The sequence below is a fragment of the Mycobacterium aquaticum genome (genome assembly GCF_002086485.1).
Taxonomy (GTDB): Bacteria; Actinomycetota; Actinomycetes; order Mycobacteriales; family Mycobacteriaceae; genus Mycobacterium; species Mycobacterium aquaticum.
The window spans coordinates 1-25,313 of record NZ_MVHF01000005.1 but is presented as its reverse complement, the minus strand read 5'-3'; the positions used below and the strand labels follow the sequence as shown (position 1 = coordinate 25,313).

Annotated in this window: 24 protein-coding genes; 8 read left to right on the top strand and 16 right to left on the bottom strand. The window is 66.5% G+C overall.

Features of this window, described 5'->3' with window-relative positions; all coding sequences use genetic code 11:
• Window positions 1-35: 35 nt before the first annotated feature.
• Together serB and ctaD are read right to left on the bottom strand one after the other, a co-directional pair.
• Window positions 36-1,301 (bottom strand): phosphoserine phosphatase SerB, encoded by a 1,266-nt coding sequence (gene serB / locus BST13_RS06990; protein WP_083162039.1) that lies wholly within the window; start codon window positions 1,299-1,301, stop codon window positions 36-38.
• A gap of 22 nt (window positions 1,302-1,323) precedes the next feature.
• Complete coding sequence (ctaD, locus tag BST13_RS06985; protein WP_083162492.1) at window positions 1,324-3,051, bottom strand: aa3-type cytochrome oxidase subunit I; 1,728 nt, start codon at window positions 3,049-3,051, stop codon at window positions 1,324-1,326.
• Window positions 3,052-3,216: 165 nt separating this feature from the next.
• Between ctaD and BST13_RS06980 the strand changes: the two genes are divergently transcribed.
• On the top strand, window positions 3,217-4,284 hold the full coding sequence (locus BST13_RS06980; RefSeq protein ID WP_083162037.1) for an iron-siderophore ABC transporter substrate-binding protein: 1,068 nt from the start codon (window positions 3,217-3,219) through the stop codon (window positions 4,282-4,284).
• Here BST13_RS06980 and BST13_RS06975 read toward each other — a convergent pair whose 3' ends face one another.
• The 10 genes from BST13_RS06975 to BST13_RS06930 form a co-directional block, all read right to left on the bottom strand.
• Window positions 4,285-5,325: an isopenicillin N synthase family dioxygenase gene (locus BST13_RS06975; protein WP_083162035.1), complete on the bottom strand. Its 1,041-nt coding sequence runs from the start codon at window positions 5,323-5,325 to the stop codon at window positions 4,285-4,287.
• Window positions 5,322-5,858: a hypothetical protein gene (locus BST13_RS06970; protein ID WP_083162033.1), complete on the bottom strand. Its 537-nt coding sequence runs from the start codon at window positions 5,856-5,858 to the stop codon at window positions 5,322-5,324. Before BST13_RS06970 ends, BST13_RS06975 begins: the two co-directional genes overlap by 4 nt.
• A complete protein-coding gene (alc, locus tag BST13_RS06965; RefSeq protein ID WP_083162031.1) occupies window positions 5,849-6,862 on the bottom strand; it encodes an allantoicase in 1,014 nt (337 codons plus the stop codon). The genes BST13_RS06970 and alc overlap by 10 nt, the downstream gene beginning before the upstream one ends.
• Window positions 6,859-8,229, bottom strand: a complete 1,371-nt coding sequence (allB, locus tag BST13_RS06960; RefSeq protein ID WP_245839425.1) for an allantoinase AllB — start codon at window positions 8,227-8,229, stop codon at window positions 6,859-6,861. Before allB ends, alc begins: the two co-directional genes overlap by 4 nt.
• Entirely contained in the window at window positions 8,226-9,068 is an 843-nt protein-coding gene (locus BST13_RS06955; RefSeq protein WP_083162029.1) for an N-acyl homoserine lactonase family protein, read from the bottom strand. Before BST13_RS06955 ends, allB begins: the two co-directional genes overlap by 4 nt.
• Entirely contained in the window at window positions 9,068-10,609 is a 1,542-nt protein-coding gene (locus BST13_RS06950) for an ABC transporter substrate-binding protein (RefSeq protein WP_425436993.1), read from the bottom strand. The genes BST13_RS06955 and BST13_RS06950 overlap by 1 nt, the downstream gene beginning before the upstream one ends.
• A 62-nt stretch (window positions 10,610-10,671) precedes the next feature.
• Window positions 10,672-11,313 carry a cysteine hydrolase family protein gene (locus BST13_RS06945; protein ID WP_083162025.1) on the bottom strand — a complete coding sequence of 214 codons (642 nt, stop codon included), beginning with the start codon at window positions 11,311-11,313 and terminating at the stop codon, window positions 10,672-10,674.
• Window positions 11,314-12,318, bottom strand: a complete 1,005-nt coding sequence (locus BST13_RS06940) for an ABC transporter permease (protein ID WP_083162023.1) — start codon at window positions 12,316-12,318, stop codon at window positions 11,314-11,316.
• A gap of 13 nt (window positions 12,319-12,331) precedes the next feature.
• Window positions 12,332-13,201: an ABC transporter permease gene (locus BST13_RS06935; protein ID WP_083162021.1), complete on the bottom strand. Its 870-nt coding sequence runs from the start codon at window positions 13,199-13,201 to the stop codon at window positions 12,332-12,334.
• Complete coding sequence (locus BST13_RS06930; protein ID WP_083162019.1) at window positions 13,201-15,189, bottom strand: ABC transporter ATP-binding protein; 1,989 nt, start codon at window positions 15,187-15,189, stop codon at window positions 13,201-13,203. The genes BST13_RS06935 and BST13_RS06930 overlap by 1 nt, the downstream gene beginning before the upstream one ends.
• A 211-nt stretch (window positions 15,190-15,400) precedes the next feature.
• Here BST13_RS06930 and BST13_RS06925 point away from each other — a divergent pair, with 211 nt between their 5' ends.
• The 3 genes from BST13_RS06925 (at window position 15,401) to BST13_RS06915 (ending at window position 17,601) form a co-directional block, all read left to right on the top strand.
• Window positions 15,401-16,102: a TetR/AcrR family transcriptional regulator gene (locus BST13_RS06925; protein ID WP_083162017.1), complete on the top strand. Its 702-nt coding sequence runs from the start codon at window positions 15,401-15,403 to the stop codon at window positions 16,100-16,102.
• Window positions 16,103-16,111: 9 nt separating this feature from the next.
• The gene (locus BST13_RS06920) at window positions 16,112-16,387 is read left to right on the top strand and encodes a YciI family protein (protein WP_083162015.1); all 276 of its coding nucleotides are present in this window, start codon (window positions 16,112-16,114) and stop codon (window positions 16,385-16,387) included.
• 164 nt (window positions 16,388-16,551) lie between these two features.
• Window positions 16,552-17,601, top strand: a complete 1,050-nt coding sequence (locus tag BST13_RS06915) for an NAD(P)-dependent alcohol dehydrogenase (RefSeq protein ID WP_083162013.1) — start codon at window positions 16,552-16,554, stop codon at window positions 17,599-17,601.
• On the opposite strand, the gene BST13_RS06910 is transcribed toward BST13_RS06915, so the two are convergent.
• Complete coding sequence (locus BST13_RS06910) at window positions 17,602-17,937, bottom strand: DUF3349 domain-containing protein (RefSeq protein ID WP_083162011.1); 336 nt, start codon at window positions 17,935-17,937, stop codon at window positions 17,602-17,604.
• Between the two features lie 151 nt (window positions 17,938-18,088).
• Between BST13_RS06910 and BST13_RS06905 the strand changes: the two genes are divergently transcribed.
• The 3 genes from BST13_RS06905 to BST13_RS06895 all read left to right on the top strand — a co-directional run bounded on the left by BST13_RS06905 (window position 18,089) and on the right by BST13_RS06895 (window position 20,478).
• The gene (locus BST13_RS06905) at window positions 18,089-19,540 is read left to right on the top strand and encodes an LLM class flavin-dependent oxidoreductase (protein WP_083162009.1); all 1,452 of its coding nucleotides are present in this window, start codon (window positions 18,089-18,091) and stop codon (window positions 19,538-19,540) included.
• Window positions 19,541-19,645: 105 nt separating this feature from the next.
• Window positions 19,646-20,017: a hypothetical protein gene (locus BST13_RS06900; protein ID WP_083162007.1), complete on the top strand. Its 372-nt coding sequence runs from the start codon at window positions 19,646-19,648 to the stop codon at window positions 20,015-20,017.
• Window positions 20,014-20,478, top strand: coding sequence for a hypothetical protein (locus BST13_RS06895; protein ID WP_083162005.1), 465 nt, complete (start codon window positions 20,014-20,016; stop codon window positions 20,476-20,478). Before BST13_RS06900 ends, BST13_RS06895 begins: the two co-directional genes overlap by 4 nt.
• On the opposite strand, the gene nrdF is transcribed toward BST13_RS06895, so the two are convergent.
• The 3 genes from nrdF to BST13_RS06880 all read right to left on the bottom strand — a co-directional run bounded on the left by nrdF (window position 20,475) and on the right by BST13_RS06880 (window position 23,866).
• Window positions 20,475-21,437 (bottom strand): class 1b ribonucleoside-diphosphate reductase subunit beta, encoded by a 963-nt coding sequence (nrdF, locus tag BST13_RS06890; RefSeq protein ID WP_036422030.1) that lies wholly within the window; start codon window positions 21,435-21,437, stop codon window positions 20,475-20,477. The genes BST13_RS06895 and nrdF overlap by 4 nt on opposite strands.
• A gap of 64 nt (window positions 21,438-21,501) precedes the next feature.
• Window positions 21,502-23,043 (bottom strand): flavin-containing monooxygenase, encoded by a 1,542-nt coding sequence (locus tag BST13_RS06885; RefSeq protein WP_083162003.1) that lies wholly within the window; start codon window positions 23,041-23,043, stop codon window positions 21,502-21,504.
• A gap of 82 nt (window positions 23,044-23,125) precedes the next feature.
• The gene (locus tag BST13_RS06880; protein WP_083162001.1) at window positions 23,126-23,866 is read right to left on the bottom strand and encodes a TetR/AcrR family transcriptional regulator; all 741 of its coding nucleotides are present in this window, start codon (window positions 23,864-23,866) and stop codon (window positions 23,126-23,128) included.
• A 151-nt stretch (window positions 23,867-24,017) separates the two neighbouring features.
• Here BST13_RS06880 and BST13_RS06875 point away from each other — a divergent pair, with 151 nt between their 5' ends.
• Window positions 24,018-25,196 carry an NAD(P)/FAD-dependent oxidoreductase gene (locus tag BST13_RS06875; RefSeq protein WP_083161999.1) on the top strand — a complete coding sequence of 393 codons (1,179 nt, stop codon included), beginning with the start codon at window positions 24,018-24,020 and terminating at the stop codon, window positions 25,194-25,196.
• The last annotated feature ends 117 nt before the right edge of the window (window positions 25,197-25,313 follow it).

Genomic DNA, 25,313 nt, shown 5'->3' with positions numbered 1-25,313 from the left:
ACAGGACGCGGGTGGAACCCCGCCGTGGGAGTGCCTCAGTCTTCGGGGATCTCGACGCGACGCACCATGCCGTCGATCGCGTCGGCGGCTTCGATCTCGCCGCGGGTGATGCCCAGGATGAACAAGACCGTGTCCAGGTAGGGATGGCTCAGCGACGCGTCGGCAACCTCGCGCAGCGCCGGCTTGGCGTTGAACGCCACACCCAGGCCCGCCGCGGCCAGCATGTCGATGTCGTTGGCGCCGTCCCCGACGGCAACCGTCTGTTCCATCGGCACCCCGGCCTGGCTGGCGAAGTCGCGCAAGGCTTTCGCTTTGCCGGGCCGGTCCACGATCGGCCCGATCACCCGCCCGGTGAGCTTGCCGTCGACGACCTCCAGGTGGTTGGCCGCGACGTAATCGAGCATCAACTCCTCGGCCAGCGGTTCGATCACCTGGCGGAATCCGCCGGACACCACGCCGCAGTGGAAGCCGAGCCTGCGCAGCGTCCGGATGGTGGTCCGCGCGCCTGGGGTCAGCTCGAGCTGTTCGGCGACGTCGTCGAGCACCTCGGCGGGCAGCCCCGCCAAGGTCGCCACCCGGCGGTGCAGGGACTCCGCGAAGTCCAGTTCACCGCGCATGGCGGCCTCGGTGACAGCAGCCACCTCGGCCTCCTTGCCGACCCGCTGGGCCAGCATCTCGATGACCTCACCCTGGATGAGCGTGGAGTCGACGTCGAACACGATGAGCCGTTTGGCGCGACGCGACAGGCTGTAGTCCTCGAGCGCTATGTCCACGCCCTCGTCCACGGCCACCTGTGCCATCGCGGCCTGCAACTCGGCGTAGGCCGCTGCGGACGGCACCGAGACCCGCAGTTCCAGGCCCGTCACCGGGTAGTCGGAGACCCCGCGGATCGTGTCGATGTTGACGCCCAGCGCCGCCGCCTCGCGCGCCACCACACCGAACGACTGTGCGGTGATCGGTCGGCCCAGCACCACGATGGTGTGGGTCGACGGATCACGCAGCACCGGCAGGTCGTCACTGCGCTCGATCGTCACGTCCAGCCCGACGCCGTGGATCGCGGCCTCGACGTCGCTACGCAAACCACCGCCGTCAACCACCTCGGCCGGTGCCGCGACCAGCACACCGAGGGTGAGCCGGCCGCGGATGACGACCTGTTCGACGTTGCGCAAGTCCACCTGGTGGCGGGACAGCACCTCGAACAATGCTGACGTGACGCCGGGTTGATCGACTCCGGTGACGGTGATGAGGACCGATGACCGCTCGCGCGAAGAGCCGTTAGGAGAAGCCACCTTTCGACTCATCTCCCCCAGTAGCCGCCTGTCGTCAGCTGGACCGGTCCGCGGTTTCGAGCTCAGGGTGATGCGAGCGGCCCACGTGGGACTCGGCGCGCATCCGCTCGACCATGTGCGGGTAGTGCAGCTCGAACGCCGGACGCTCCGACCGGATGCGGGGCAGCTCGGTGAAGTTGTGCCGCGGCGGCGGGCAAGAGGTCGCCCACTCCAGCGAGTTGCCGTAACCCCACGGATCATCGACCGTGACGGGCTCGCCGTAGCGCCAGCTCTTGAACACGTTCCACGTGAACGGCAATACCGAGATACCCAGGATGAACGATCCGATCGTCGAGACCACGTTCAGCGTGGTGAACCCGTCGCTGGCCAGGTAGTCGGCGTAGCGGCGCGGCATGCCCTCGTCACCCAGCCAGTGCTGCACCAGGAACGTGGTGTGGAAGCCGATGAAGGTCAGCCAGAAGTGCAGCTTGCCCAGGCGCTCGTCGAGCAGCCGGCCCGTCATCTTCGGGAACCAGAAGTAGATACCCGCGTAGGTGGCGAACACGATGGTGCCGAACAGCACGTAGTGGAAGTGCGCGATGACGAAGTAGCTGTCGGTGACGTGGAAGTCCAGCGGCGGGCTGGCCAACAGCACACCGGACAGACCGCCCAGGGTGAAGGTGATCAAGAAGCCCACCGAGAACAGCATCGGCGTCTCGAAGGTCAACTGCCCCTTCCACATGGTGCCGATCCAGTTGAAGAACTTGATGCCGGTCGGCACCGCGATCAGGAACGTCATGAACGAGAAGAACGGCAGCAGGACCGCGCCGGTGGCGTACATGTGGTGCGCCCACACCGCGACCGACAGGGCCGCGATGCTGATGGTCGCGTAGATCAGCGTGGTGTAACCGAAGATCGGCTTGCGGCTGAAGACCGGGAAGATCTCACTGACGATGCCGAAGAACGGCAGCGCGATGATGTACACCTCGGGGTGGCCGAAGAACCAGAAGAGGTGCTGCCACAACAGGACACCGCCGTTGGCCGGGTCGTAGATGTGCGCGCCGAGGTGACGGTCGGCGGCAAGGCCGAACAGCGCGGCGGTCAGGATCGGGAACGCGATCAGCACCAGGATCGAGGTCACCAGGATGTTCCAGGTGAACACCGGCATCCGGAACATCGTCATACCCGGAGCGCGCATGCACACCACGGTGGTGACCATGTTGACGCCACCGAGGATGGTGCCGAGACCACCGACGGCCAGGCCCATGATCCACAGGTCACCGCCCGGTCCGGGCGAGTGGATTGCGTCGGTGAGCGGCGAGTAGGCCGTCCAGCCGAAGTCAGCGGCGCCGCCGGGGGTGATGAAGCCGCCCATGGCGATCAGCGCGCCGAACAGGAACAGCCAGAACGACAGTGCGTTCAGGCGCGGGAACGCCACGTCGGGCGCCCCGATCTGCAGCGGCAGCACCAGGTTGGCGAAGCCGAACACGATCGGTGTCGCGTAGAACAGCAGCATCACCGTGCCGTGCATGGTGAACAGCTGGTTGAACTGCTCGTTGGACAGGAACTGCAAACCGGGCAACGCCAATTCGGTACGCATCAGCAGTGCCATGAGCCCGCCGATGAAGAAGAAGGCGAAGCACGCGACGCAGTACATGATGCCGATCAGCTTGTGATCGGTGGTCGTGATGAGCTTGTAGGCCAGGTTGCCCTTGGGGCCCATCCGTTCCGGAAAAGGACGACGTGCCTCGAGTTCTCCGATTGGGGGCGCTTCGGCTACCAAGAGATCCTCCAAAGATCAGTCGGGAAATCCCGCATATCGAACTGAATCCTAACCCTCCCGAAGCCCCGCGCGCCCGTGGGTCCTACAAACTGTCGTAATCAGCCCGGAAGTTCTCAGCGCGGCGGCCTGACCAGCTGGGAAGCGCCAGAATGTTACCGTCGCCCCGTGTTGATCCACCGCCCGCGTGTCGTAGCTGCGCTGATCACCGTGACCGCCGCACTGTCCGCCGGTTGCGGCTCAGAAAGCGCGGCCCCGCAGGGCCAGGCGTCGATCAGCACGAGCGTGACGAAGATCGCCGACGCCGGCGTGTTGGGCAATCAGCGCCGTCCTGACGAGTCGTGTGCACCCGCACCGGCTCCCGCGGACCCGGCCTCACGCGACGTTCACAACGCCGAGGGCAACGGCATCCCCCCGACCACGCAGATATCCGGGGATCCACAACGCATCGTCGTGCTGTCCGGTGATCAACTCGACGCGTTGTGCGCGTTGGGCCTGCAGTCTCGCGTCGTCGCAGCCGCCACGCCCGTGGGTTCCGACAGTCAACCGTCGTACCTCGGTAAGACCGTGCACGACGTCGCGGCGGTCGGCGACCGCAACGCACCGGATCTCTCCGCCATCTCGGCGGCCCACCCCGACCTGATCCTGGGGTCGCAGGCCCTGACGCCGGACGCGTTCGGCGCGCTGGCGGCGATCGCACCGACTGTCTTCACCGGCGCGCCCGGCGCCGGCTGGCAGGACACGCTGCGCACGGTCGGCGCGGCGACCGGACGTGCCGACGCGGCGGGCGACCTGGTCGACAAGTTCAATGACGCGGCCCGCAAGACCGGCACCGACAACGACGCCGCGCACTTTCAGGCCTCCGTGGTACAACTGACCGAGAACACCGTGCGGGTCTACGGAGCCAACAACTTCCCCGGCAGCGTGTTGGCCGCGGTCGGGCTGGACCGGCCCGCCGCCCAGCGGTTCACCGACAAGCCGTTCGAGGAACTGCCCACCTCCGGTCGTGACTTCTCGATCGCCGACGCCGACATCGTGTACGTGTCCTTCGCGTCGCCTGCCGCGCGCGATCGCGCCACGGCGATTCTGGACAGTCCGGCGTGGCGGGCATTGTCCGCAACGAAGGACAACCGGGTGTTCGTGGTCAACAACGAGGTCTGGCAGACCGGCCAGAACATCGTCGCGGCCCGCGGCATCCTCGACGACCTGCGCTGGGTGAACGCGCCGATCAACTGATCAGCCGCCGGCGCCCTGCAACGCCTGCTGTCCGAACTGCCCGAGGCCCAGCGATCCGTCCGGCAGCACCACTTCCCCGTCCTCGATTCGCCGCCGCAGATAGGCGAACGTCTGTGCGGTCTGGGCGAACAGGTGCTCACCGGCCCGTAACCCGGGACGCCGGGCTGTCTCGGTGGTGACGAACTGCGGCAGCGGCTTGACCTCGGTGTCGTAGTCGACGTTGAAGAACAGTGGGAACGAATACCGCTCCTCGGCGACCTTGCGGACCCGGTGGCTGGTCGCCACGAACGCCCCGTTGGTCCACAGCTCGAGCAGGTCGCCGATGTTGACGACGTATGCGCCGTCGACCGGCGGGACGTCGATCCACTCCCCCGCCCCGTTGAGCACCTCCAAACCGGGTGCGGTGGGCTTGAGCAAGGTGAAGCATTCGTAGTCGGTGTGCGCACCGATGCCGATGCTGTCCAGCGCATCGGGGTTGTACGGATAGTGGATGAGCCGTAACTGGCTCGGCGTCTTGGTCGCGTGCCGGGAGAACACCTCGGGGTCCTCCCCGAGCGCCACCGCGAACGCCCGCAGCAGCCGCTGTCCCACCGCCAGCAGCGCCTGGTAGTAGGCGGTGACGGCCGCGGCGAAGCCCGGCAGCTCGGGCCACGTGTTCGGCCCGAGCATCGGGTTGCCGGAAAGGTAGTCCGGGTCGTCGGCAGGCAGGTCGAGAGCGGTGTCGAAGGCTTCTTTCAGATCGGGGACGGTGCCCTCGAATCCCTCCTCGCCGACGGGTACATAGCCGCGGTGGCACGGCGACAGACCGATGTAGCTGCGCATCTTTTCTTCCAGCGGCAGCGCGAAGAATTCCTTGACGGCGGCCAGCATGGCGTCGAACAGGGACTCGTCGATGCCGGTGCCCCTGATGTAGAAGAAGCCGACATCGGCTGCCGCTCGGCCGATCTCGGCAGCCACTCGGTCCTGTTCGGCGCTCTCGGGTGAGTACAGTCCGCTGATGTCGATGACGGGCACCGACGTGAATGACGTCACGCCACTCATGAATCCACCTTCCCTTCCGTTCGATCCACCGTCCAGTGCACGCCGTTGGCCTGGATCTTGTTGCCGGAGTTCATGATTCCGAGCGATCGGTAGTCGGCGGCGCCGACGGTGCCGATCAGCACCTGCTCGCAGTCGGCCCAGCCGAACAGCGCACCCACCCGGACCAGCAGTGCCGGGGTGCCGCCCGGACCGGACAGATGCAGTGCACCTGTGGGGACGACCTCCCCGGCGTCGCGCACCCAGTGCTCGACGTAGTCCTCGTGCACGCCGGTCTCGATGAGAACGTCGCCTTCCCAGCGCATCTCACCCGCATCCGGGAACGGGCCCGGGGGTTGTAGGTCGACCGCGCGGTGCCATTCGAAGATGTTGCCGTTCTGCGCCAGGGTGCCTGCGAAGCCGCGCGAGTCGACATAAGCGGTCGGACCCTGCAGCCACAGGACGCCCGGGTTCTCGTCGTGGGTGCCGTCCGCCCCGATCAACAGGGTGCGGCGCCACAGCCCGGTGCAGTCGGCCATGGACACCGTCACGAGCATTCCTTCCACCGGCGCTGCAGCGTGCGTAGTCCGTCCGCCGTGGGCACCCCGAATGCCCGCACCCTGGCGATCCCCCCGTCCGGGTAGGCCTGTACGCGCAGCGCTGTCACGCCGGCAACATCGATCGGGAAGCGTTGGCGCGCATCGGGAATCAGCGAGGTACGCGCCAACACTGGGATATCGAACGCGACCGTCCCCCAGCCATGTTCGCGATCGGGCCGACAGCTGCTGCCCAGCACCGACACCTCGAGGCTGGCGTTGAACACGAAGTACGAGGTGTCGATCTCGACCTGCCGCAGGTCGGCGGGCACCGCGAACGAGATGATCACCGCGTCGTGGGTGTCGGGTCCGATATCGCGGCGCCTGCGGGTCTCCCAGCCCTCACCCATGTTGTGCGGCCGATTCGGGGCGATGAGCGAGGTGGCGCTGGAATAGAAATTGTCGCTGCACCATTCGACGCGTCCGCCCTGTTCCACGCCGGACACCTCGACGGTGACACCAGCCCACAGCGCCGGGTCCGGGATGACCTCGCCGTAGGCCCGCAACCGCGCGACCCCGCCGTCGGACTGCAAGCGCAGCCGCAGATGCGTCCACCGACGCCGGTCCGTCACGGCCAACAGATTGTGTGAATCCCCTTTGAGAACCGTCATTTCCACGATCGATGTCCAGGCCACCGTAGGTGCTGTCGGATCCGCGGTGCGCTCCAATGCGCAGGCGTACACGGCGGCGGCGGTCGGGTGGTTACCTGAGAAGAACCGGGTATCCACATCGACGGCGTGCAGCCGGCCGGGCGCGCCGAGCCGGATGATCGCCCAGTCACCGCCGGTTCCGGCGTGCCGCTTGGTCTCCCAACCGTCCACCACTTCGCCACGCAGGTCATATATTCCGGGAACGAAGGCGGGTTCGGTCGGATCGACGAGCCGCTCCTTGAACCCGAAGGATTCGTCACTGGCGGCCACGACGCTGCCGCCGACGGTCCGGGAGGCGAGATCGACGTCGGTCACAATCCGATGGCTTTCGAAAGTGGCCAGTGGCTGCGCGGGTTGTCCGGCCCGGGCGCGTAGATCCCAGCCTTGCTGGTGGACTGGCCCAGCCCGGCCGGCACCCCGCCCACCCAGGTCTGCAACACCGAACCGCGCAGACGGACACCGTCGTACGGGCTCACCGGGTGCCGGTGGCGCAGTTCGCTAGCACGGACGGTGTCCTCCGCGTCGGGATCGAAGGCGCACAGATCGGCCCGCAGCCCCACCGCAATCCGACCCCGGTCCGGGTAGCCGGCCAGCGCGGCGGGGCGTTCCGACATCCACCGGCTCAACTCGGCAATGCCGAAACCTCGCGCCACAGCCTGGGTCCACACGGCGCGGGGCCCAAGCTGCAGCGAGCTGACCCCGCCGAAAGCGCTCCCGAAGTCACCCGAGGCCTTGTACTGCGGGTCACACGGCGAATGATCGGACACCACGAGATCCAGGGTCCCGTCGGCGAGCGCCGCCCACAGCAGTTCTCGGTTCACACCGTCCCGGATCGGTGGGCACGCGGCGAACTCGGTGCCGCCGTCGGGTACCTCCTCAGCGCCGAAAGTCAGGTAGTGCGGACAGGTTTCGGCCGTGACGGCGACGCCGTCGGCTTTCGCCGCGGCCAGCAGGGGCAGCACCCGGCCACTGGACACGTGGACGATGTGCACGCGAGTGCCGGTCTCCCGTGCGGTGTCGACGACCAGGCCCACGGCGTCCTCCTCAGCGGCGTCGGGGCGTGACGCCAGAAACGACCGGTAGCCGCCCCCCACCGGACGTGGGCTGGCGTCGAGCACCGCGGGGCTCTCCGCGTGCACCAGCAGCAGCGAACCCAGTTCGGCGATGCGGACCATGGCGGCACGGAACTGCTCGGGAGTCAGGTGCGGGAAGTTCGGATTGCCCGAATCGGCGAGGAAGCACTTGAAGCCACGCACCCCGGCCTGTGCCAGCGCGGCGAGCTGGTCCAGGTTGTCTGGGACGACGCCACCCCAGAACCCGACGCTGACAGCGCAGTTACCTTCAGCCGCTGCCTCTTTCACACGCAAGGCAGCGGCGCTCGTGGTCACCGGATCGGAGTCCAGCGGCATGTCGACGATTGTGGCGATACCTCCCGCCGCGGCTGCCGTGGTGGCCGTGGCGAAACCTTCCCAGTCGGTGCCGGGATCGTTGACGTGGACATGGGTGTCGACGAACGCGGGCAGCAGGGCGACCGGGCCGGGCAGCCGGACATCGTGGACCGCCGGGCAGTCTGCATCCAGGTCACCCAGGAAGGCGATGTGCCCACCGCTGATGCCCACTGATGCCGGGACCAGGTGCCCATCGACGAGCACCCGGTCGGCACGCAGCACGTACTGGATCACAGCGGACCGAATCTGCGGTGGAAATGCTCCGTGAGCTCTGGCCACACGTGTGGATCATGGCCGGGTATCAGCTGAAATCCCCTGTCCGCAGCCAACTTCTTGAGCCGGCGGATCGGCTCGACCGTGTCCTGCGGATCCACGTCGATGAAACCACCGATGGGGAGTTCCTGCTCGATGTTCTCGGTGAGATCGGCGGCGTCGAAGGCGAACACATACCCTTCGGCACCGGCGATCCCCCTTACCGATTCGTCGAGTTCCACCACGAAACTCTGATGGCCCGGCGTGTGCCCATAGGTCGGCACCGCTGTGACACCTGGGGCAACCTCGGCCTCCCCGTCGGCCAGGCGCCAGTCGATGTTCGGGTCGTCGAAGTCCACCCGCACGATCGCATTGCGTTCCGGCTCAGGGTGGTTCGACAGCCCGTACTCGAGTTCGCGGCGCTGGGCGTGCACCGGCACCTTGCCGGCGAACAGCTTCAGCCCACCCGCGTGATCGTGGTGCAGGTGGCTGACGGCCACAGTGTGGATCGCGTCGAAATCCACACCGACCTCGGCGAGCCGCTGTTCGATCGGCTCGCCGGGTCCGGGCAGCACCGGACGGTATTCCACGGTCGGGAAGAACCGCCGGTAGAGCGCCGGATCCCGCACCAGGGCGGTGTTGAACCCGGTGTCCAGCAGCACCCAGCCACCATCGGTCTGCAACAGCACGCCGGGGACGGGTTCGCGCATCCGCTCTTCGGGCGGAGCCCCGTACACCGACACCGATTTCGGCAGTTCCTCCCAGCCCAGGGTCAGCAGAATGATGCGGCGCACCCCGCTCTTGTGTAAGAGCGTGGCCATCAGCCGACCGACAGCGCGGCCAGCCGCAGGGAGTTCGGGTTGGTCACCACGTGCGCCTGTTCGACGCCCTTCAACCACGGCTGGGCGACCATGAAGTCGTTGACGTCGGCGACGTTGAGCCAGCAGCCCGTCTTGACCGCTTCCGTACCGGCAGTGGAGAAGTCGGCGGCCGTGTCCGCGGGCAGTCCCTTGGCCAAGGCTGCGGTGACCGCCGGCGCCGAGCACCCGAAGAAGTTCAGACCGCCGCTGGCATCCCACGAGATATGGCCCCAGGTGTATGGCGACGGCGCGTCCGGCCACCCGAGGTAGGTCATGATCTCCGGCGCGGACTGCCCGTCACTGCCGACCCAGCCGTAGATTTCCGATGTCGGGTAGGCCTGCACCTTGGCGTTGAGCCCGGCCGCGGCCAGCTGGGTCTGAATCAGGTTGCTGATCAACTGATTGTCCGGGTTGCTGGAGTCATAGCCGATGGTGACGGCCTTTTGGTCGGCGGGCAGTCCTGCGGCGATACCGGACAGCGCCGACGGATCGTGCGGCACGGTCTGCTTGCCGAATTCGGCGGCCATCATGTTCGGCGGGTAGATCTGCTCGGCAGTCTTGCCGCGGCCGAAGTAGGTCTGCTTGACCAGTTCGTCGACGTCGATGGCCTGCAACACCGCGGTGCGGTTCTTCGTGTCGGTCATCATGCCTTTGCGGGGGTTGACGTACACGTAGTTCGACATCATGGTCGGCAGTGAGTAGTTCGCGAACGACTTGTTGTCCAGGTACGACTGCACGGCCGAGGACGGCAGGTCGTGGAGGATCGCGGCGATCTGACCGTTGTTGAACTGCAACTGCTGCGCCGACACGTCGGTGATGACCGGAAGATCGACCTTCTCGAAGTAGGGCTTGGCGCCCCAGTAGTCGCCGAAGGCGGTCAGTTCGTACTTCGAGCCGACCTCGGCGGCAGTCAGGGTGTAGGGGCCGGTGCCCAGATCGTGGTTGGTGAGGTAGCCCTGCGCGTTGTCGCTGCCGCCGTTCTTCTTCAGCCCCTCCGGGCTGAGCATGCGCGGTCCGTACGGACAGGCCAGGTAGTCCAGAAACGCCGAGTTCGACGCCTTGAGCGTGACGGTTACACCGTAATCACCCTGGGTGGTAACCGATTCGACGTCGGTGACCATGTAGGCCGGGCCCTGGTTCACCGCCGCCCTCCTGTCGAAGGAGGCCTTCACCGCGGCCGAGGTGAACGGGGTGCCGTCATGGAACTTGACGCCTTCGCGCAGCTTGAAGCTGAACACCCTGTTATCCGGTGAGGCCGTCCACTCGGTCGCCAGCAGCGGCTCCAGCACGGGCTTGTCGGTGCCCGCCTTGTATTGCAAGAGGCCCTCGTAGGTGTTCGTGGTGAGTAGCAGACCCTGTCCGGCGTAGTAGACGTCGGGGTCGGGCGGTTGTCCCGGATCCTGCAGGAATGACAGGTGCAGCACCTTGTCGGTCGGGGCGGCGTTGGGAGTGCTGCTGCCACCGGAATTCGATCCGCCGCAAGCGGTCAGGGTCGCGGTCATGATCGCACCGACCGCCAATACCTTGATTCCTCCTCGCGTGCGGGGCAGCGTACGTAGCTTCATCATCGGGCGGCTCCTTCGAGGACGGGGGTGGCGAGTTCTTCGAACGCGGTGAGGATCTCCTCGGTGGTCCGCATCGCACCGGACTGCAGGTACTCCATGGCATCGAGCGCTGCGTCGTGCCGGTACTCCGATGAGCCTCCGACGCAGTCACTGACGACGCGCACGTAGAAGTCGCGCTGGTGCGCGTCGGCGAAGGTGTAGTGCACGCAGACATCGGTGAGGCCGCCGATGAGGATCAGGGTGTCGGCCTTCAGGCCGGACAGCACGATCTCGAATTCGGTTCCGATGAAACCGGAGTAGCGGCGCTTGACGATGTGGAACTCGTGGTTGGGTCCGTCCAGGTCGGGCAGCAATTCGGGGTGCAGCGGGGTGCCGGGCCGGCCGTCGATACAGTGCGGGCCTTCGAAGCCGTCGAGTTCGCGGCCGAAGTCGACGCCGTTGGCCCGGTGCACTTCCTGGAAGAAGACGATCGGGATGCGCGCCGCGCGGGCGGCGTCGATCAGCTGTCGCGCGTTGGCGATCCGGTCGGCATAGCCGGGCATGTGCGCGATGCCCACCTCCTCGGCCGGCATATCGCCGGATTCCTGCATGTCGACCACGACAAGCACGGGATTGCCCACGATGAGTGGCTGTTTCGGCATCTAACCTCCTGTGACTGCGATGCGGGGATCTGCGGCGGCCTGGAGCAGGTCCACGGCCGTGTTGATGACGACGTAGAGGGCGCCCAGCATCAGCGTGACGCCGGCGATGGCCGGGAAGTCCGCGACCGGGATGCTCTGCGCGATGTACTGGCCGATACCGGGCCAGCCGAACACCTGCTCAACCACCAGGACACCCGAGAACATCAGTCCCACTTGGAGTCCCGTCATCGACAAGGCTGCGCCGACCGAGTTGCGCAGCACGTGCCGGGCCATGATCCGGCTCTCGGACAGGCCTTTGGCCCGCGCGGTGCGGGCGTAGTCGCTGTCGATGTCGGCCATCAAGCTGCTGCGCAATACCCGGCCGATCGCCACGGCCGGGCCGATCGCGATGACCAGTGCCGGCAGGATCAGGTGGTGCAACGCATCGGCGACCACGTCGAACCGGGCGTGCAGCAGACCGTCGACGGTGAGCAGCCCGGTCGGCCCTTCGGGCGGATTCGTCACTCCCACCCGGCCGTTCGCCGGCACCCAGCCCAGGGTCTGATAGAAGACGATGAGCCCGAGGATGCCCAGCAGGAACATCGGCGCCGACGATCCGGTGTACAGCACCGCGCGCAGTATCCCGGCCCCGCGCCACTTCAGGGTGGTGCTGAACGCGAGCAGCACGGCCAGCGCGATCGCGAGGGCCAGCCCATAGAGCGCGAGTTCCAGGGTGGCCGGGAAGAACGAACCGAGGTCGGACACCACGGCGTGCCGGGTGCGGTAGGACGTGCCCAGATCGCCGCTGACGGCGCCGGTCAGGTAATGCCAGAACTGCACCAGCACAGGGTCGTTGAGCCCCAGCGCTTCCCGCCGCGCGGCAACGGCTTGAGCCGAGGCCTGGGCGCCCAGCTGAGCCTTGACCGGATCCAGCGGCGAGATGTTCTGCAGGACGAACAGCACCGCGGTCAGCCCGACGAGGATGGCCACCATGGCACCCAGCCGGGAGGCGATGAATGTCTTCATATGCGGGCGGCTCCTAGTTGTTCTTCATCAGATTGCGCAGACAGTCGCCGGCGACGTTGGCAATCAACGCAAGCACCAGCACCCCGAGCCCCGGCATCACCGGGATCCACCACTGCTGCAGGAAGTAGCTGAGGTTGCGGGCTGAGTCGGCGCCCAATTCTGGTGCAGGCGCGGCCTGTCCGAGGCCCAGGAAGGACAACGCCGCCAGGGTGAGGATCAACGTGCCGACGTCCAGACTGGCCGCCACGAGCGCGTTCGGCACCGCACCCGGCAGCAGGTGTCGCACAGCGAGCCGGAATGGGCTGACACCAGCCAGTTTCGCCGCTTCGACGTGCGGCCGGGCGGCCAGCCGGGCCACCTCGCCGCGCACCAGCCGGGCGTAGAACGGCCACCAGACGATGGACACCGCGATCAGGGTGTGCAGGAAGCCCGGCCCGAGCGCCGCCACCACCGCGATCGCCAGCACCGGTGCGGGCAGGGACAAAAAGCCGTCGGTGATGCGCATCAGCGTGGCGTCAACCCAACCTCCGGTCGCACCGGCGATCAGGCCGACCAGCCCGCCGATCAGCAGGCCCAGCGCCACCACTGCCAGCGCGGCGAACCAGCTGGACCGAGCGCCGTAGAGCACCCGGGACAGGATGTCGCGGCCCACACTGTCGGTGCCGAGCAGGAATCCGTTCTTGCCCGGGGCCTGCAGCGGCATGCTCACCGGGGTCAGCGGGTCGTGCGGCGCGAGCAGCGGTACCGCGACGGCGATCAGCGTCACCACGATCACCAAAGAGAACCCGGTCCAGTTGACGATCATCGACCGGGACTGCGGCAGGGCGAGTCGCCACCGCCCGCTGTCGCGGACCAGGCCGGGAACCGAGACTGCGATAGCCATCAGAGCGCCTTCCGTTCGATGCAGGCGACCTGGTGCGGATTGCCGGGGAAGCCTTCGAGGCGGACGTCGAGTTGGTCACCGCCGCAGGCGTCGACGGAGATCGGGCAGCGCGGGTGGAAGGCGCATCCGGGCGGCGGCGCCAGCGGGCTGGCCGGTTCCCCTGGCAGCACCCGGGATTCGCATCCGAGGTCGGGGATCGAGTCGACCAACGCGCGGGTGTACGGGTGGGCGGGATCGCCGATGACCTGCTCGGCGGGGCCGACTTCGACAATCCGACCGAGGTACATGACGGCGATCCGGTCGGCGACCACCCGGGCCACCGACAAGTCGTGCGTCACGAGCACCACGGACATGTCCAGGCTGCGGCGCAGGTCACCGATCAGGTTGAGCACCGATGCGGCCAGCGAGACATCCAACGCACTGGTCGGTTCGTCGCACAGCAGCACCGACGGCGGCACGACAGTGGCCCGTGCCAGCGAAACCCGTTGGCGCTGACCGCCGGAGAGCTGCCCGGCCCGCGACTTGGCGACCTCGGCGGGCAGCCCGACCCGGGCCAGCACCTCGATGACGGCATCGCGGCGCTGCGCGCGCGACATCCCGGTGCCGCGCAGCCGCTCGGCGATGAGTTCGCCGACCGACAGCCACGGGGTCAGGGACGCGCCCGCGTCCTGGAACACCATCTGCGGTCGCTGGTTCCCCGCGAGTTTCACACTGCCGGAGCTGGCCTTCTCCAGGCCGGCGATCACCCGCAGCAGCGTTGATTTTCCCGATCCGCTTTCCCCGACGAGTGCCACCGATTCGCCGTGCCCGACCCGCAGTGTCACGCCGCGCAGTGCCTGCAGCTTGCCGCGCCGGGCGACGGAGAAGGTCTTGATGATTTCGGTCAGTTCGATCGACGGCGGCTGATCGGTGTTCGGCTTCGAAATCGACTGCTCGGCAACGGGTTCCTGGTTGGCTGGGTTCTCGACGTCGGTGCGCTGCCGTGCCGGTAGCACACATGCACTGACCCGCGCGGGCCCCACCGAGATCGGATCGGGTGGAGCCTTCGTGCAATCGTCGGTGGCGAGTTCGCAACGCGGGACGAAGGCGCAGCCCGGCAGCGGTGCCAGTGGGCTGGGCACCGACCCCGGCAGTGCGGCGAGCCGCCGGCCGCGCGGTGTCTGCAACGTCAGCCGGGAACGCAGCAGGCCCTGGGTATAGGGGTGCGCCGGGTTCTGGAGAACCTCTGCGGCGGGCCCGATCTCGGCGATGCGGCCCGCGTAGAGCACTGCGATACGGTCCGATATCTGGGCGGCTACCCCGAGGTCGTGGGTGATGAACACAATGCTGCAACCGATCTGGTCGCGCAGCCCCCGCAATAGCTGCAAAACCTGGGCCTGGACGGTGACATCGAGTGCGGTGGTGGGTTCGTCGGCGATGATCAGCTCGGGGTCGCCCGCGATGGCCATCGCGATCATCACGCGCTGACGCAGTCCGCCGGACAGTTCATGCGGGAAGCAGCGCATCCGCCGGGCTGGATCAGGGATGCCGACCGCCGTCAACAGGCGCAGCGCCTCGTCGTCGCTACCGGTGGCCTCGGCGACCTGCTTGCCGATCCGCATGGTGGGGTTCAGAGAGGTCATCGGATCCTGAAACACCGCGCCCAGGTCCAGCCGGCGAACCTTTCGCAGCGCCTTGCCGTCACCGTTGATCATGTCGGAATTCGCAACGCGGACCGTCCCGTCGACCTTCGCGTTCGGTAGCAGGCCGAGCATCGTGAACCCCAGAACCGTCTTGCCGGAACCGGATTCACCGACCAGCCCGACGATCTCGCCCGGTGCGATCGCCAGCGAGACCCCGCGCAGCGCACGTACGTCACGGCCGTTGCGGCGGAAGGTGACGTTCAGGTCACCGACCGTCGCGACAGGCTGTGTGCTCGACGGCGCCGTGGCCGGTACGGCCGAACCGTCGACCGGTGGCGGTGCAGCCGCGATCGTGGCCTCGCGCATCGTGGCCTCCCGGAAGTGAATTGGGGATACCGCGCCACCACCGTGTGCCGCAGCCTGTCGCTCGACAGTTTTCACGGACGCCGGCGAGATCGGGTGTCGCGGACGTAAATCAATCAGCGACTTCGGTAACAGTCACGTGTCACGCGTTTCTATCGGGTGACAGATAGCTGCGGATCTCCGTCACGTACTGACGATGGGCCACGATGGCCGTATGCCGCTCACCAGAGCAGGGCGTCCGCGCCTGCACGATCAGCGGCGTCCGGGGTTGACGGCACGCGACGAAATCCTTGATGCCGCAGGGGAATTGTTCACCACAACGGGATACGCGGGTACGTCGACACGGACGATCGCAGAAGCGGTCGGCATGCGTCAGGCGTCCCTGTACCACCACTTCAAAACCAAGGACGACATTCTGTGTGCACTGCTGGAACAGACAGTCGCCCCGACTCTTGGATTCGTCCCCAGCCTGCTCAGCGCCGAGCCCGCGTTGACAGCTGCAGAACACCTGCACGCGCTCGCGGCATTCGACGGCGCCCAGCTGATGTCCGGGCGATGGAATCTCGGGGCGCTTTACCTCCTGCCCGAACTGCGGGACGCCAAGTTGCAGCCGTTCTGGTCGGAGCGCGAACGGCTGCGACTGCACTATCTGGATCTGAGCCTGGCTGTCGTCAACCGCACCGGAATCCCCATGCCCGCCGCGGATCTGCCCTTTCGTCTCGTCGAATCCCTGGTCAACATGTGGTCGATGCCGGCAGGTCCGCAACGGGCTGAACTACCGTTCCACGTGGCCGACGCCTGCGTGCGAGTGCTGGGGCTCTCCGACGATGCCGCCGCGGACCGCCGCGAACGCAGTCATCACGAGATCGACCGGCATAGCCGGGGGGCATGCAGGGTCCCGCCCGGGCCCGCATAGTCTGCATCCGTGTTTCACATCCTGACGCTGACCTACCTGAAGCCGGTCGAAGTTGTCGACCAGACCCGGGCGGCGCATGTCGCATGGCTCAACGACGAGGTGGCCGCCGGCCGCATCCTGCTCGCGGGCCGTCTGGAACCGCTGAGCGGCGGCGTGTTGATCACCGGCGACATCAGCGTTGAGGATGCCCAGCAGATCATCGACACCGATCCATACACGCTGGAGGGGCTCGTGAGCTACGAGCGGGTGTCGTTCAACGGGTCGATCCGCGCGCCCGGGCTCTGAGCCGCCGCTCCCAGCCCATCTTCAGGGAGCGAAGTCACAGTCGATGGGGGGACTAATGTCGACATCGCGATGGTTGCAGGTGTCGGGCCGCGTTCTGCGGCGCTCCAGTTACCTGGGCCAATGTCCCCAGACGCATGTACTGACGACGATCGAAGAGGGCTGTGATGAGCACTGTTTCCGCGTATGCCGCGACCTCGGCAACCGAGCCGCTGACCAAGACCACCATCACCCGTCGCGAGGTAGGGCCCCACGACGTGGCATTCGACATCCACTTCGCGGGCATCTGTCACTCCGACATCCACACCGTGAAGGCCGAGTGGGGCCAGCCCAACTACCCCGTCGTGCCGGGTCATGAGATCGCCGGCGTGGTGACCGAGGTCGGCTCGGAGGTCACCAAGTACAAGGTCGGCGACCACGTGGGTGTCGGCTGCTTCGTCGATTCCTGCCGCGAATGCGACAACTGCAAGGCCGGACTGCAGCAGTACTGCACCGGGACCGGCATGGTCGGCACGTACAACGCGATCGGCCGCGACGGCACGCCCACGCACGGCGGCTACAGCGGCGCGATCGTCGTCGACGAGAACTACGTGCTGCGTATCCCCGACAGCATCCCGTTGGACAAGGCCGCTCCCCTGCTGTGCGCGGGCATCACCCTGTACTCTCCGCTGCGGCACTGGAACGCCGGCCCCGGCAAGAAGGTCGCCGTCATCGGTCTGGGCGGCCTCGGGCACATGGGTGTCAAGATCGCCCACGCGATGGGCGCGCACGTCACCGTGCTGTCGCAGTCGCTGAAGAAGATGGAGGACGGTCTGCGGCTCGGCGCCGACGAGTACTACGCGACCAGCGATCCGGACACCTTCACCAAGCTGGCAGGCAAGTTCGACCTGATCCTCAACACCGTGTCGGCCAACCTCGACATGGGCGCCTACCTGGGCCTGCTGGCCACCGACGGCACGCTCGTCGAGCTGGGCGCGCCGGAGAAGCCGCTGGTGGTGCCGTTCTTCCCGCTGGGCGCCTACCGGCGCAGCCTGTCCGGTTCGATGATCGGCGGCATCCCGGAGACCCAGGAGATGCTCGACTTCTGCGCCGAGCATGACGTGACCCCCGAGATCGAGGTCATCGCTCCCGACTACATCAACGAGGCGTACGAGCGCGTGCTCTCCAGCGATGTGCGGTACCGGTTCGTCATCGATACCGCTTCGCTGCGCGGCTAGTTACTCCGAAGCACCCGCATCGCGATCGACGCCGGCCAGGGGCCAACCGACGGCGGCCAGCTTGGCCGCCACCCGGTTGATGTTCTCCGGGCCGGCGTCGTGCTCGGTGACCTCGGAGATGAATTCCGCGATCACGTCGCGGTCGATCTTTCCGTCCACCAGCGACGCGGTGCCGTTCGCGGTGATGTTGCGGACGACCTCTTTGAGCTGGTCGTCGGTCAGCGGCGTGGCGCGCAGCAACGCCAGTAGCGGCACGCGGTCCGTGCCGGGAACGCCTTCCGGGTAGCCGGCGCGCAGCCAGTTCAGGATCGAGGTCACGAGAGACTGTGCGGTCACCACGCAAGTCTCATATCACGCGGCCGTCGGCACCACCTGAAGATCAGACAGTTCCCAGGTATTCACTGCTCGTTAATCCTTGAGCAGTGAAAAACAATCCGGCTGAACACAACCGGTGACTCCCCCGCCGAGCACGGGCAGGCTCGGCGCGGTGACCCGTGTGATCCGCTTCAACGCCTTCGACATGAACTGCGTCGCCCACCAGTCCCCCGGACTCTGGCGCCACCCGGCCGACCAGTCCTGGCGCTACAAGGACATCACCTACTGGACGGAACTGGCAAAGCTGTTGGAACGCGGCCGTTTTGACGGACTGTTCATCGCCGACGTGCTCGGCACCTATGACGTCTACGGCGGCAGCGATGAAGCCGCGATCCGCCAGGCCGCCCAGATTCCGGTCGGTGATCCGATGCTGTTGGTCTCGGCGATGGCGCTGGTCACCGAGAATCTGGGGTTCGGCATCACCACCGGCACCGGCTTCGAGCATCCCTATCCGTTCGCCCGGCGGATGTCGACGCTGGATCACCTGACCAACGGCCGCATCGGCTGGAACGTCGTCACCGGCTATCTGCCTGCGGCGGCACGCAATATGGGCCAGACCGACCAGCCCGCGCACGATGCCCGTTATGACCATGCCGACGAGTACCTCGAGGTGCTCTACAAGTTGTGGGAAGGTTCGTGGGAGGACGACGCGGTGGTGCGCGACGCCGAACGCGGCGTGTTCACCGATCCGGCCAAGGTGCACCACATCGGCCATTCCGGAACGCATTTCAGCGTTCCGGGGGTACATCTCGCAGAGCCGTCGACGCAACGCACCCCGGTGATCTACCAGGCCGGGTCGTCGCCGCGCGGAGTGCGCTTCGCCGCCGAGAACGCCGAGGCCATCTTCACCGCGGCACCCACCAAAGCCATTCTGCGCGATACGGTTTCGACGATCCGCTCGGAACTTGAGCTGGCCGGCCGCGATCCGTACGCTGCCAAAATCTTCAACCTCACCACGATCATCACTGCCGAGACCGATGAGGAAGCCGCGGCCAAGCACGCCGAGTATCTGTCCTACGGCGATCCCGAGGGTGCACTGGTGTTCATGTCCGGGTGGATGGGGGTCGACCTGGCCCGCTACGGGCTCGACGAGCCGATCGGCAACGTCGACTCGAACGCGATCCTGTCGGCGGTCAAGGCCTTCCAGTCCGCCGATCCGGACGGCCGCGAGTGGGCGGTGCGCGACATCGCCGAATGGGGCGAGATCGGCGGGATGGGCCCGCGCATCGTGGGATCCGGTGCACGCGTTGCCGATACGCTGCAGGAGTGGGTCGACGAGACCGATGTCGACGGCTTCAACCTGGCGTACGCCATCACCCCCGGCTCGTTCGCGGATTTCGTCGAGTACGTGGTCCCGGTGCTCACGGCACGCGGCGCCTACCAGACCGAGTACGCGCCGGGCAGCTTGCGCAACAAGCTACTGGGGCGCGGCGACCGGCTCGCCGATGAGCACCGCGGCGCCAGTTACCGTGTGGGCGCAGCGAATTCGACCATCATCGAGCGTCCCACCACAGTGCCGTCGTCGTCGGCTTCCACCGCCGCCCAGCCGGCACGAGGGCGGTAACTCGACACAGGTTGAACACAGGGAACTGCCAGCAATCTGCGCAATCGAACCCGTGGCGACGGCGAATCGTGCTTACATTAGCCGCTACGCCACAAGGGAGACGACATGTCAGGTAAGGCAGCCCTTTTGATTGTGTCCGCAAGCATCGCGACCACTGTCGCGTTGACCGGCTGCGGTGGCTCCACATCGGCCGACAGCACCAGTACGACATCCGGTGCGGCGGCGTCCACCACCGCCGCCCCGGTGACCGCAGCCCCCGCCGCCAAGGTGTCGGCCAACACCGCATCGCAGGACGACATCGCCGCTGCGCTCAAAGCCGCCGGGGTGAGCAACCCGTCCCGGTGGGCAGCGGAGGTCGTCGAATACCGGCCGTACCCTGCTGACGATCCGAACCTGGGCAAGCTGCGCGACAACCTGGCGAAGTACAACCCCGGGCAGGAGACCGTGGACAAGATCGTGTCCGCGTTGACCCCATGACTTCCCGCCGCAGGGCGGGGCTCGTCCGCGCAGCCCTGTTCGCGTTGACCGTCGTGGGTATCCTCGCGACGGCCTTCGAACTGGCCAGCGAGCGGCACTGGAACAACCCGGAGCAACTGATCCCGTGGGTCGCCCTCGCGGTGCTCGCGGTGGCCACGGTCCTGACCGCACTGCCCGCGCGCGGTGCGCAGCTGATCTCTCGCATCCTGGTGCTGGTCGTGCTCGGCGCGTCGGCCTACGGGGTGCTCGATCATGTTGCGGTGAACCATGATTCGGGGCCGCTCGACCAGCGCTACGCCGACACCTGGGAGTCCATGCCGGCCACCCAGCAGTGGTGGTATGCCGCCACCAAGACGGTCGGGCCCGCACCGACCCTGGCGCCCGGCGTCCTGGCGCAGACGTCGCTGTTGCTGTTGCTCGCGGGGCTGATCAAGCTGCCGCCCCGCGAGCCCGAGGCTTAGAAGTCCCAGTCCTCGTCTTCGGTGTTGACGGCCTTGCCGATGACGTAGGAGGACCCCGAACCTGAGAAGAAGTCGTGGTTCTCGTCGGCGTTGGGGCTCAGGGCCGACAGGATCGCCGGGTTCACGTCGGTCTCGTCCTTGGGGAACAGCGCCTCGTAGCCGAGGTTCATCAACGCCTTGTTGGCGTTGTACCGCAAGAACTTCTTGACGTCTTCGGTGAGCCCGACCTCGTCGTAGAGGTCCTGGGTGTACTCGACCTCGTTGTCGTAGAGCTCGAAGAGCAGCTCGTACGTGTAATCCTTGAGCTCCGAACGCTTTTCCTCATCGACCAGGGCCAGCCCGCGCTGGTATTTGTAGCCGATGTAGTAGCCGTGCACGGCTTCGTCGCGGATGATCAGCCGGATCATGTCGGCGGTGTTGGTCAGCTTGGCCCGGCTGCTCCAGTACATCGGCAAATAAAAGCCCGAGTAGAAGAGGAAGCTCTCGAGCAGCGTCGAGGCCACCTTGCGCTTGAGCGGCTCGTCACCCTTGTAGTACTGCATGACGATCTCGGCCTTGCGTTGCAGGTTCGGGTTCTCCTCCGACCAGCGGAACGCGTCGTCGATCTCGGCGGTCGAGCACAGTGTCGAGAAGATGTTGCTGTAGCTGCGGGCGTGCACCGACTCCATGAACGCGATGTTGGTGTAGACGGCTTCCTCGTGCGGCGTGAGCGCGTCGGGGATCAGGCTGACCGCGCCGACAGTGCCCTGGATGGTGTCCAGCAGCGTCAGGCCGGTGAACACGCGCATGGTCATCTGCTTCTCGTGGGCGGTCAGCGTGCCCCAGGACGGAATGTCGTTGGACACCGGCACCTTCTCGGGCAACCAGAAATTGCCGGTCAGTCGGTCCCAGACCTCGGCGTCCTTGTCGTCCTGCAGGCGGTTCCAGTTGATCGCTGACACCCGGTCGATCAGCTTCATGCCTTCACTCACCAGAACTCCATTTCCGCAGGTCACTTTGTCTGCCCTGACACTACCCCTGGTGCTAAGCGCCCGCGGGGACCCCGACATCTAGTGCTTTCGTGTCGCGTCCGTCCCGCAGAAAATCGAACTCCGACGGATCCAGATTGCGGGTGGCCAGCCAGTACTGCCACGTCATGCCGCTCCACAGGGTGCGGTTGACGCCGTGCTCGTCCATGTACCAGCTCTTGCAACCACCGGTGTTCCACACCGTGCCGGTCAGTTCGTGCTGCAACTGGGCATTGAACTCGTCCTGGGCGCGCCGGCTCGGTGCCAGCGCTTGGGCGCCCGCGTGGTCGACTGCGGAGATCGCCTGCGCGACGTAGCGGATCTGCTGCTCGATCATGAACACCACCGAGTTGTGGCCGAGGCCGGTGTTCGGTCCCAACAGGAAGAACAGGTTGGGCATGCCGGCCACCGCGATGCCGCGGTGCGCCTCGACGCCGCTCCGATTCCAGCGGTCCACCAGGTCCTCGCCACGGGGACCCTTGATGTCGACGTACGTGTACGAATCGGCGACGTGGAAACCGGTCGCCCACACCACGACATCGACAGGGTGCTCGACACCGTCGGCAGTGACGATGCCGGTCGGGGTCATGCGCGTGATGCGCTCGGTGATCACCTGGGTCTTGGGGTTGGCGATGCCGCGGTAGTAGGTGTCGGAGTTGAGAATTCGCTTGCAGCCCGCGCGGTAGGTGGGCGTGAGCTTGCGGCGCAGCTCCGGGTCTTTGATGCTGCGGTTGATGTTGTAGCGGCCCATCATCTCGCCGATCTTGAGCAGCCGCGGCTGTTTGGTCATGGCGAACCCGACACCCTCGTGGATCCAGTAGATAGCGGCACGCAGCAACGCCCGGGTGCCGGGGACATAGCTGAAGACGCGGCGCATCCACAGCGGGAAGGTGTTGTTGACGCGCGGCATCACCCAGGCAGGGGTGCGTTGGTAGAGCTGCAGTTCGGCGACGTCCTTGACGATCTCGGGCACGATCTGGATGGCGCTGGCGCCTGTGCCGACGACGGCAACGCGCTTGCCGTTGATGTCGACGCTGTGGTCCCACTGCGCGGAATGGAAAGCGGTGCCGGTGAATTCGTCACGGCCCTCGATGTCGGGGATCTGCGGGATGTGAAGGGCACCGGCGCCGGAGATGAGGAACTGGGCGATGTACTCCTGGCCGGTGTCGGTGAACACGTGCCAGCGCAGTTCGTCGTCGTCCCAGTGCGCCCGGTCCACGTGGGTGTTGAACCGGATGTAACGCCGCAGCCCGTACTTGGCCGTCACCCCCAGCAGGTAGTCCTGGATCTCCGGTTGGAACGACCACATGTGGCTCCAGTCGGCTTTCGGCTCGAACGAGAACGAGTACATGTGCGACGGGATGTCGCAGGCGCAGCCCGGGTAGGTGTTGTCGCGCCAGGTCCCGCCGATCTCGTCGGCCTTCTCCAGGATGAGGAAGTCCACCCCGCGGCGCTGCAACTCGATACCCATGCCCAAGCCGGAGAACCCGCTTCCGATGATCAGGGCCCGGGTCCGAACAGGTTGCTGGGTCTGCGGGGTTTGCTCGGCAGCCGTCATGGCTTCAGGTCCTTTCCTGGGAACACCGGTACCGGATATCCGCCAGTCTGCGGACCTGAGACGCAGCTGTCAACGAACCTGGTCAGCCAACGTGTTCGCGGCGCTGCACACCTTCGTGCAGTGGCAGATCTGGGTCGATCCAGATGCCCAGCAACTCACACGTTCCGTTGATCGAGCCCACCATGATCGTGGTGAGATGCGCGACGAATTCGTCGATCGGCATCCGGCGCGGGCTGTCCTCTTCGCTGCCCAGCCACCAGTCGGTGGCCGAGGCCGCGGCACCGAACATGGCGAATGCCGCCAGCTCCATCGCCGCCCCGTCGAGTTCCATCTCACGCAGTTCGTTGGAGAACATGTCGGCCATCGCCAGGGTGATCCCGCGGCCCTCGTTGAGCGCCCGCATGGTCGACTCGCTCTGCTCGGCAAAGCGGCCCTGGATCAGGAACCGCAGCACATTCGGATGCTCGTCGACCAGGCGCACATACTGCTCGACGCTGCGTCGGATGACCTCGCGGGCCGGGTCGGCGGCCAGGTTGATCGACGGGAAGATGGCCGCCCACAGCATGTCGCGCAGGCGCTCGCCGATGGCCTGGAACAGGTCGGACTTGTCGGCGAAATGGCGGTAGATCTTCGGCTTGGCGGTGCCGGCTTCCTCCGCGATCTCGCGCAGGCTCAGCTCGGGGCCCAGCCGGTCGATGGCCCGGAACGCGGCCTCGACGATTTCGGACCGCACCCGCTTTCGATGCTCACGCCAGCGCTCGCTGCGGGCGTCTACTTTGACGCCCGCTTCGCCGCTGGTATGTGGTCTCACCCCTCGCCGCACGCGATCACTGTACTCGCCCTGATAGCGCTGACCTGCCCAGACCGACCTATGATCCGCAAACAACCCCTCTGAGCGGCGGTTGTACCAGTCACGCCGGACACAGCCGGCTTCGGTACTATCGCTGCGACACTCAACCGATGAGACGAGGCTCATGACGCAGCGATACGACCTGGTCATTGCCGGTGGCGGCCCCTCCGGGTCGGCCGCGGCGTGGCAGGCCGCACAGACCGGCGCCAAGGTGGTCGTCCTGGACAAGGCGCAGTTCCCGCGGGACAAGCCCTGTGGCGATGGTCTCACCGCCCGGGCGGTGAGCTACCTGCAGAAGATGGGCTTGGCCGACGAGGTCGCCAAGTTCCATCGGATCAACAAGGTCACCGTGTACAGCCCCAGCGAGTGGGAGCTGTCGTTCCCGCGCCGTCCCGGCATGCCCAACCACGGCCACACCGTCAGCCGTACCGAATTGGACACCCTGCTGCTCAAGCACGCCGAGTCGGCGGGCGCCGAGGTGCGTCAGGGCTCCGAGGTGGCAGGTCCCGAGTTCGACGCCAACGGCCGAGTGGTGGGCGTCGTGCTCAAGAGCGGCGAGAAGGTGTACGGCGACGCGGTCATCGCGGCCGACGGTGCCTACTCCCCCATCAAGCGGGCGCTGAAGATCGACTCCCAGTACAACGGCTACTCGGCGATCGCGATCCGTTCGGAGATGCACGCCAACCGACCCGACTCCGACAGCTTCGACATCTATCTCAAGCTGCTGTTCCAGGGCGATCAGCTGCCGGGCTACGGCTGGGTGTTCCCGATGGGCGGCGGCCGCTTCAACATCGGCCTCGGCTACGTCAACAGCTACAAGAACTGGCAGTCCATCAACGCCACCCAGTTCCTCGGCGACTTCCTCCGGACGCTTCCCCGCGAGTGGGAGTTGCCGCCGATCGAGGAGCTCAAGAAGAACAAGAGCGTGCGGGCCTGGCGATTGCCCATGGGCTTCACGGCCTGGCCGCCCTGGCGTCCCGGTGTGCTGTTCGTCGGCGACTCGCTGGGTGCTGGCAAGCCGGTATCCGGCGCCGGTATCTCCAAGGCGCTCGAATCCGGTTTGACCGCAGGCGAATGCGCCATCGCGGCACTGACCAATGGTGGCCCCGACGATTTCACCAACTACGCGCAGCGCATGCAGGCGACGTGGGGTCGGGAGTACCGGCGCGGCCGCTTCTTCCACAAGCTTGCGGGGATTCCGGGGGTCGCCGGTGCGGGCCTCAAGGCGCTGGACAACCACACCTTCCGCGACCTGCTGCTGAAGTCGATGTACAAGAAGGCGCAGAGCCCTCAGCACACCTAGTCAGCCGGCTGCGCCGAGTGGCCAGTTGTGGCACGCCTTTCGGGCTGTTGCGGAATCGTGTGGGGGTCAGTGCAACGGATCTCGTCAGTGGTGGCGGGTGGCCGGGCCCGAGGTCGG

Coding starts and splice junctions, on each gene's coding strand:
- BST13_RS06895 (WP_083162005.1), top strand. CDS start 20,014: ATGACTTCCCGCCGCAGGGCGGGGCTCGTCCGCGCAGCCCTGTTCGCG.
- BST13_RS06955 (WP_083162029.1), bottom strand. CDS start 9,068: ATGGCCACGCTCTTACACAAGAGCGGGGTGCGCCGCATCATTCTGCTG.
- BST13_RS06900 (WP_083162007.1), top strand. CDS start 19,646: ATGTCAGGTAAGGCAGCCCTTTTGATTGTGTCCGCAAGCATCGCGACC.
- BST13_RS06975 (WP_083162035.1), bottom strand. CDS start 5,325: ATGAGTGGCGTGACGTCATTCACGTCGGTGCCCGTCATCGACATCAGC.
- BST13_RS06885 (WP_083162003.1), bottom strand. CDS start 23,043: ATGACGGCTGCCGAGCAAACCCCGCAGACCCAGCAACCTGTTCGGACC.
- BST13_RS06945 (WP_083162025.1), bottom strand. CDS start 11,313: ATGCCGAAACAGCCACTCATCGTGGGCAATCCCGTGCTTGTCGTGGTC.
- BST13_RS06935 (WP_083162021.1), bottom strand. CDS start 13,201: ATGGCTATCGCAGTCTCGGTTCCCGGCCTGGTCCGCGACAGCGGGCGG.
- BST13_RS06970 (WP_083162033.1), bottom strand. CDS start 5,858: ATGCTCGTGACGGTGTCCATGGCCGACTGCACCGGGCTGTGGCGCCGC.
- BST13_RS06915 (WP_083162013.1), top strand. CDS start 16,552: ATGAGCACTGTTTCCGCGTATGCCGCGACCTCGGCAACCGAGCCGCTG.
- BST13_RS06925 (WP_083162017.1), top strand. CDS start 15,401: ATGCCGCTCACCAGAGCAGGGCGTCCGCGCCTGCACGATCAGCGGCGT.
- BST13_RS06950 (WP_425436993.1), bottom strand. CDS start 10,609: ATGACCGCGACCCTGACCGCTTGCGGCGGATCGAATTCCGGTGGCAGC.
- nrdF (WP_036422030.1), bottom strand. CDS start 21,437: ATGAAGCTGATCGACCGGGTGTCAGCGATCAACTGGAACCGCCTGCAG.
- BST13_RS06875 (WP_083161999.1), top strand. CDS start 24,018: ATGACGCAGCGATACGACCTGGTCATTGCCGGTGGCGGCCCCTCCGGG.
- BST13_RS06930 (WP_083162019.1), bottom strand. CDS start 15,189: ATGCGCGAGGCCACGATCGCGGCTGCACCGCCACCGGTCGACGGTTCG.
- serB (WP_083162039.1), bottom strand. CDS start 1,301: ATGAGTCGAAAGGTGGCTTCTCCTAACGGCTCTTCGCGCGAGCGGTCA.
- BST13_RS06940 (WP_083162023.1), bottom strand. CDS start 12,318: ATGAAGACATTCATCGCCTCCCGGCTGGGTGCCATGGTGGCCATCCTC.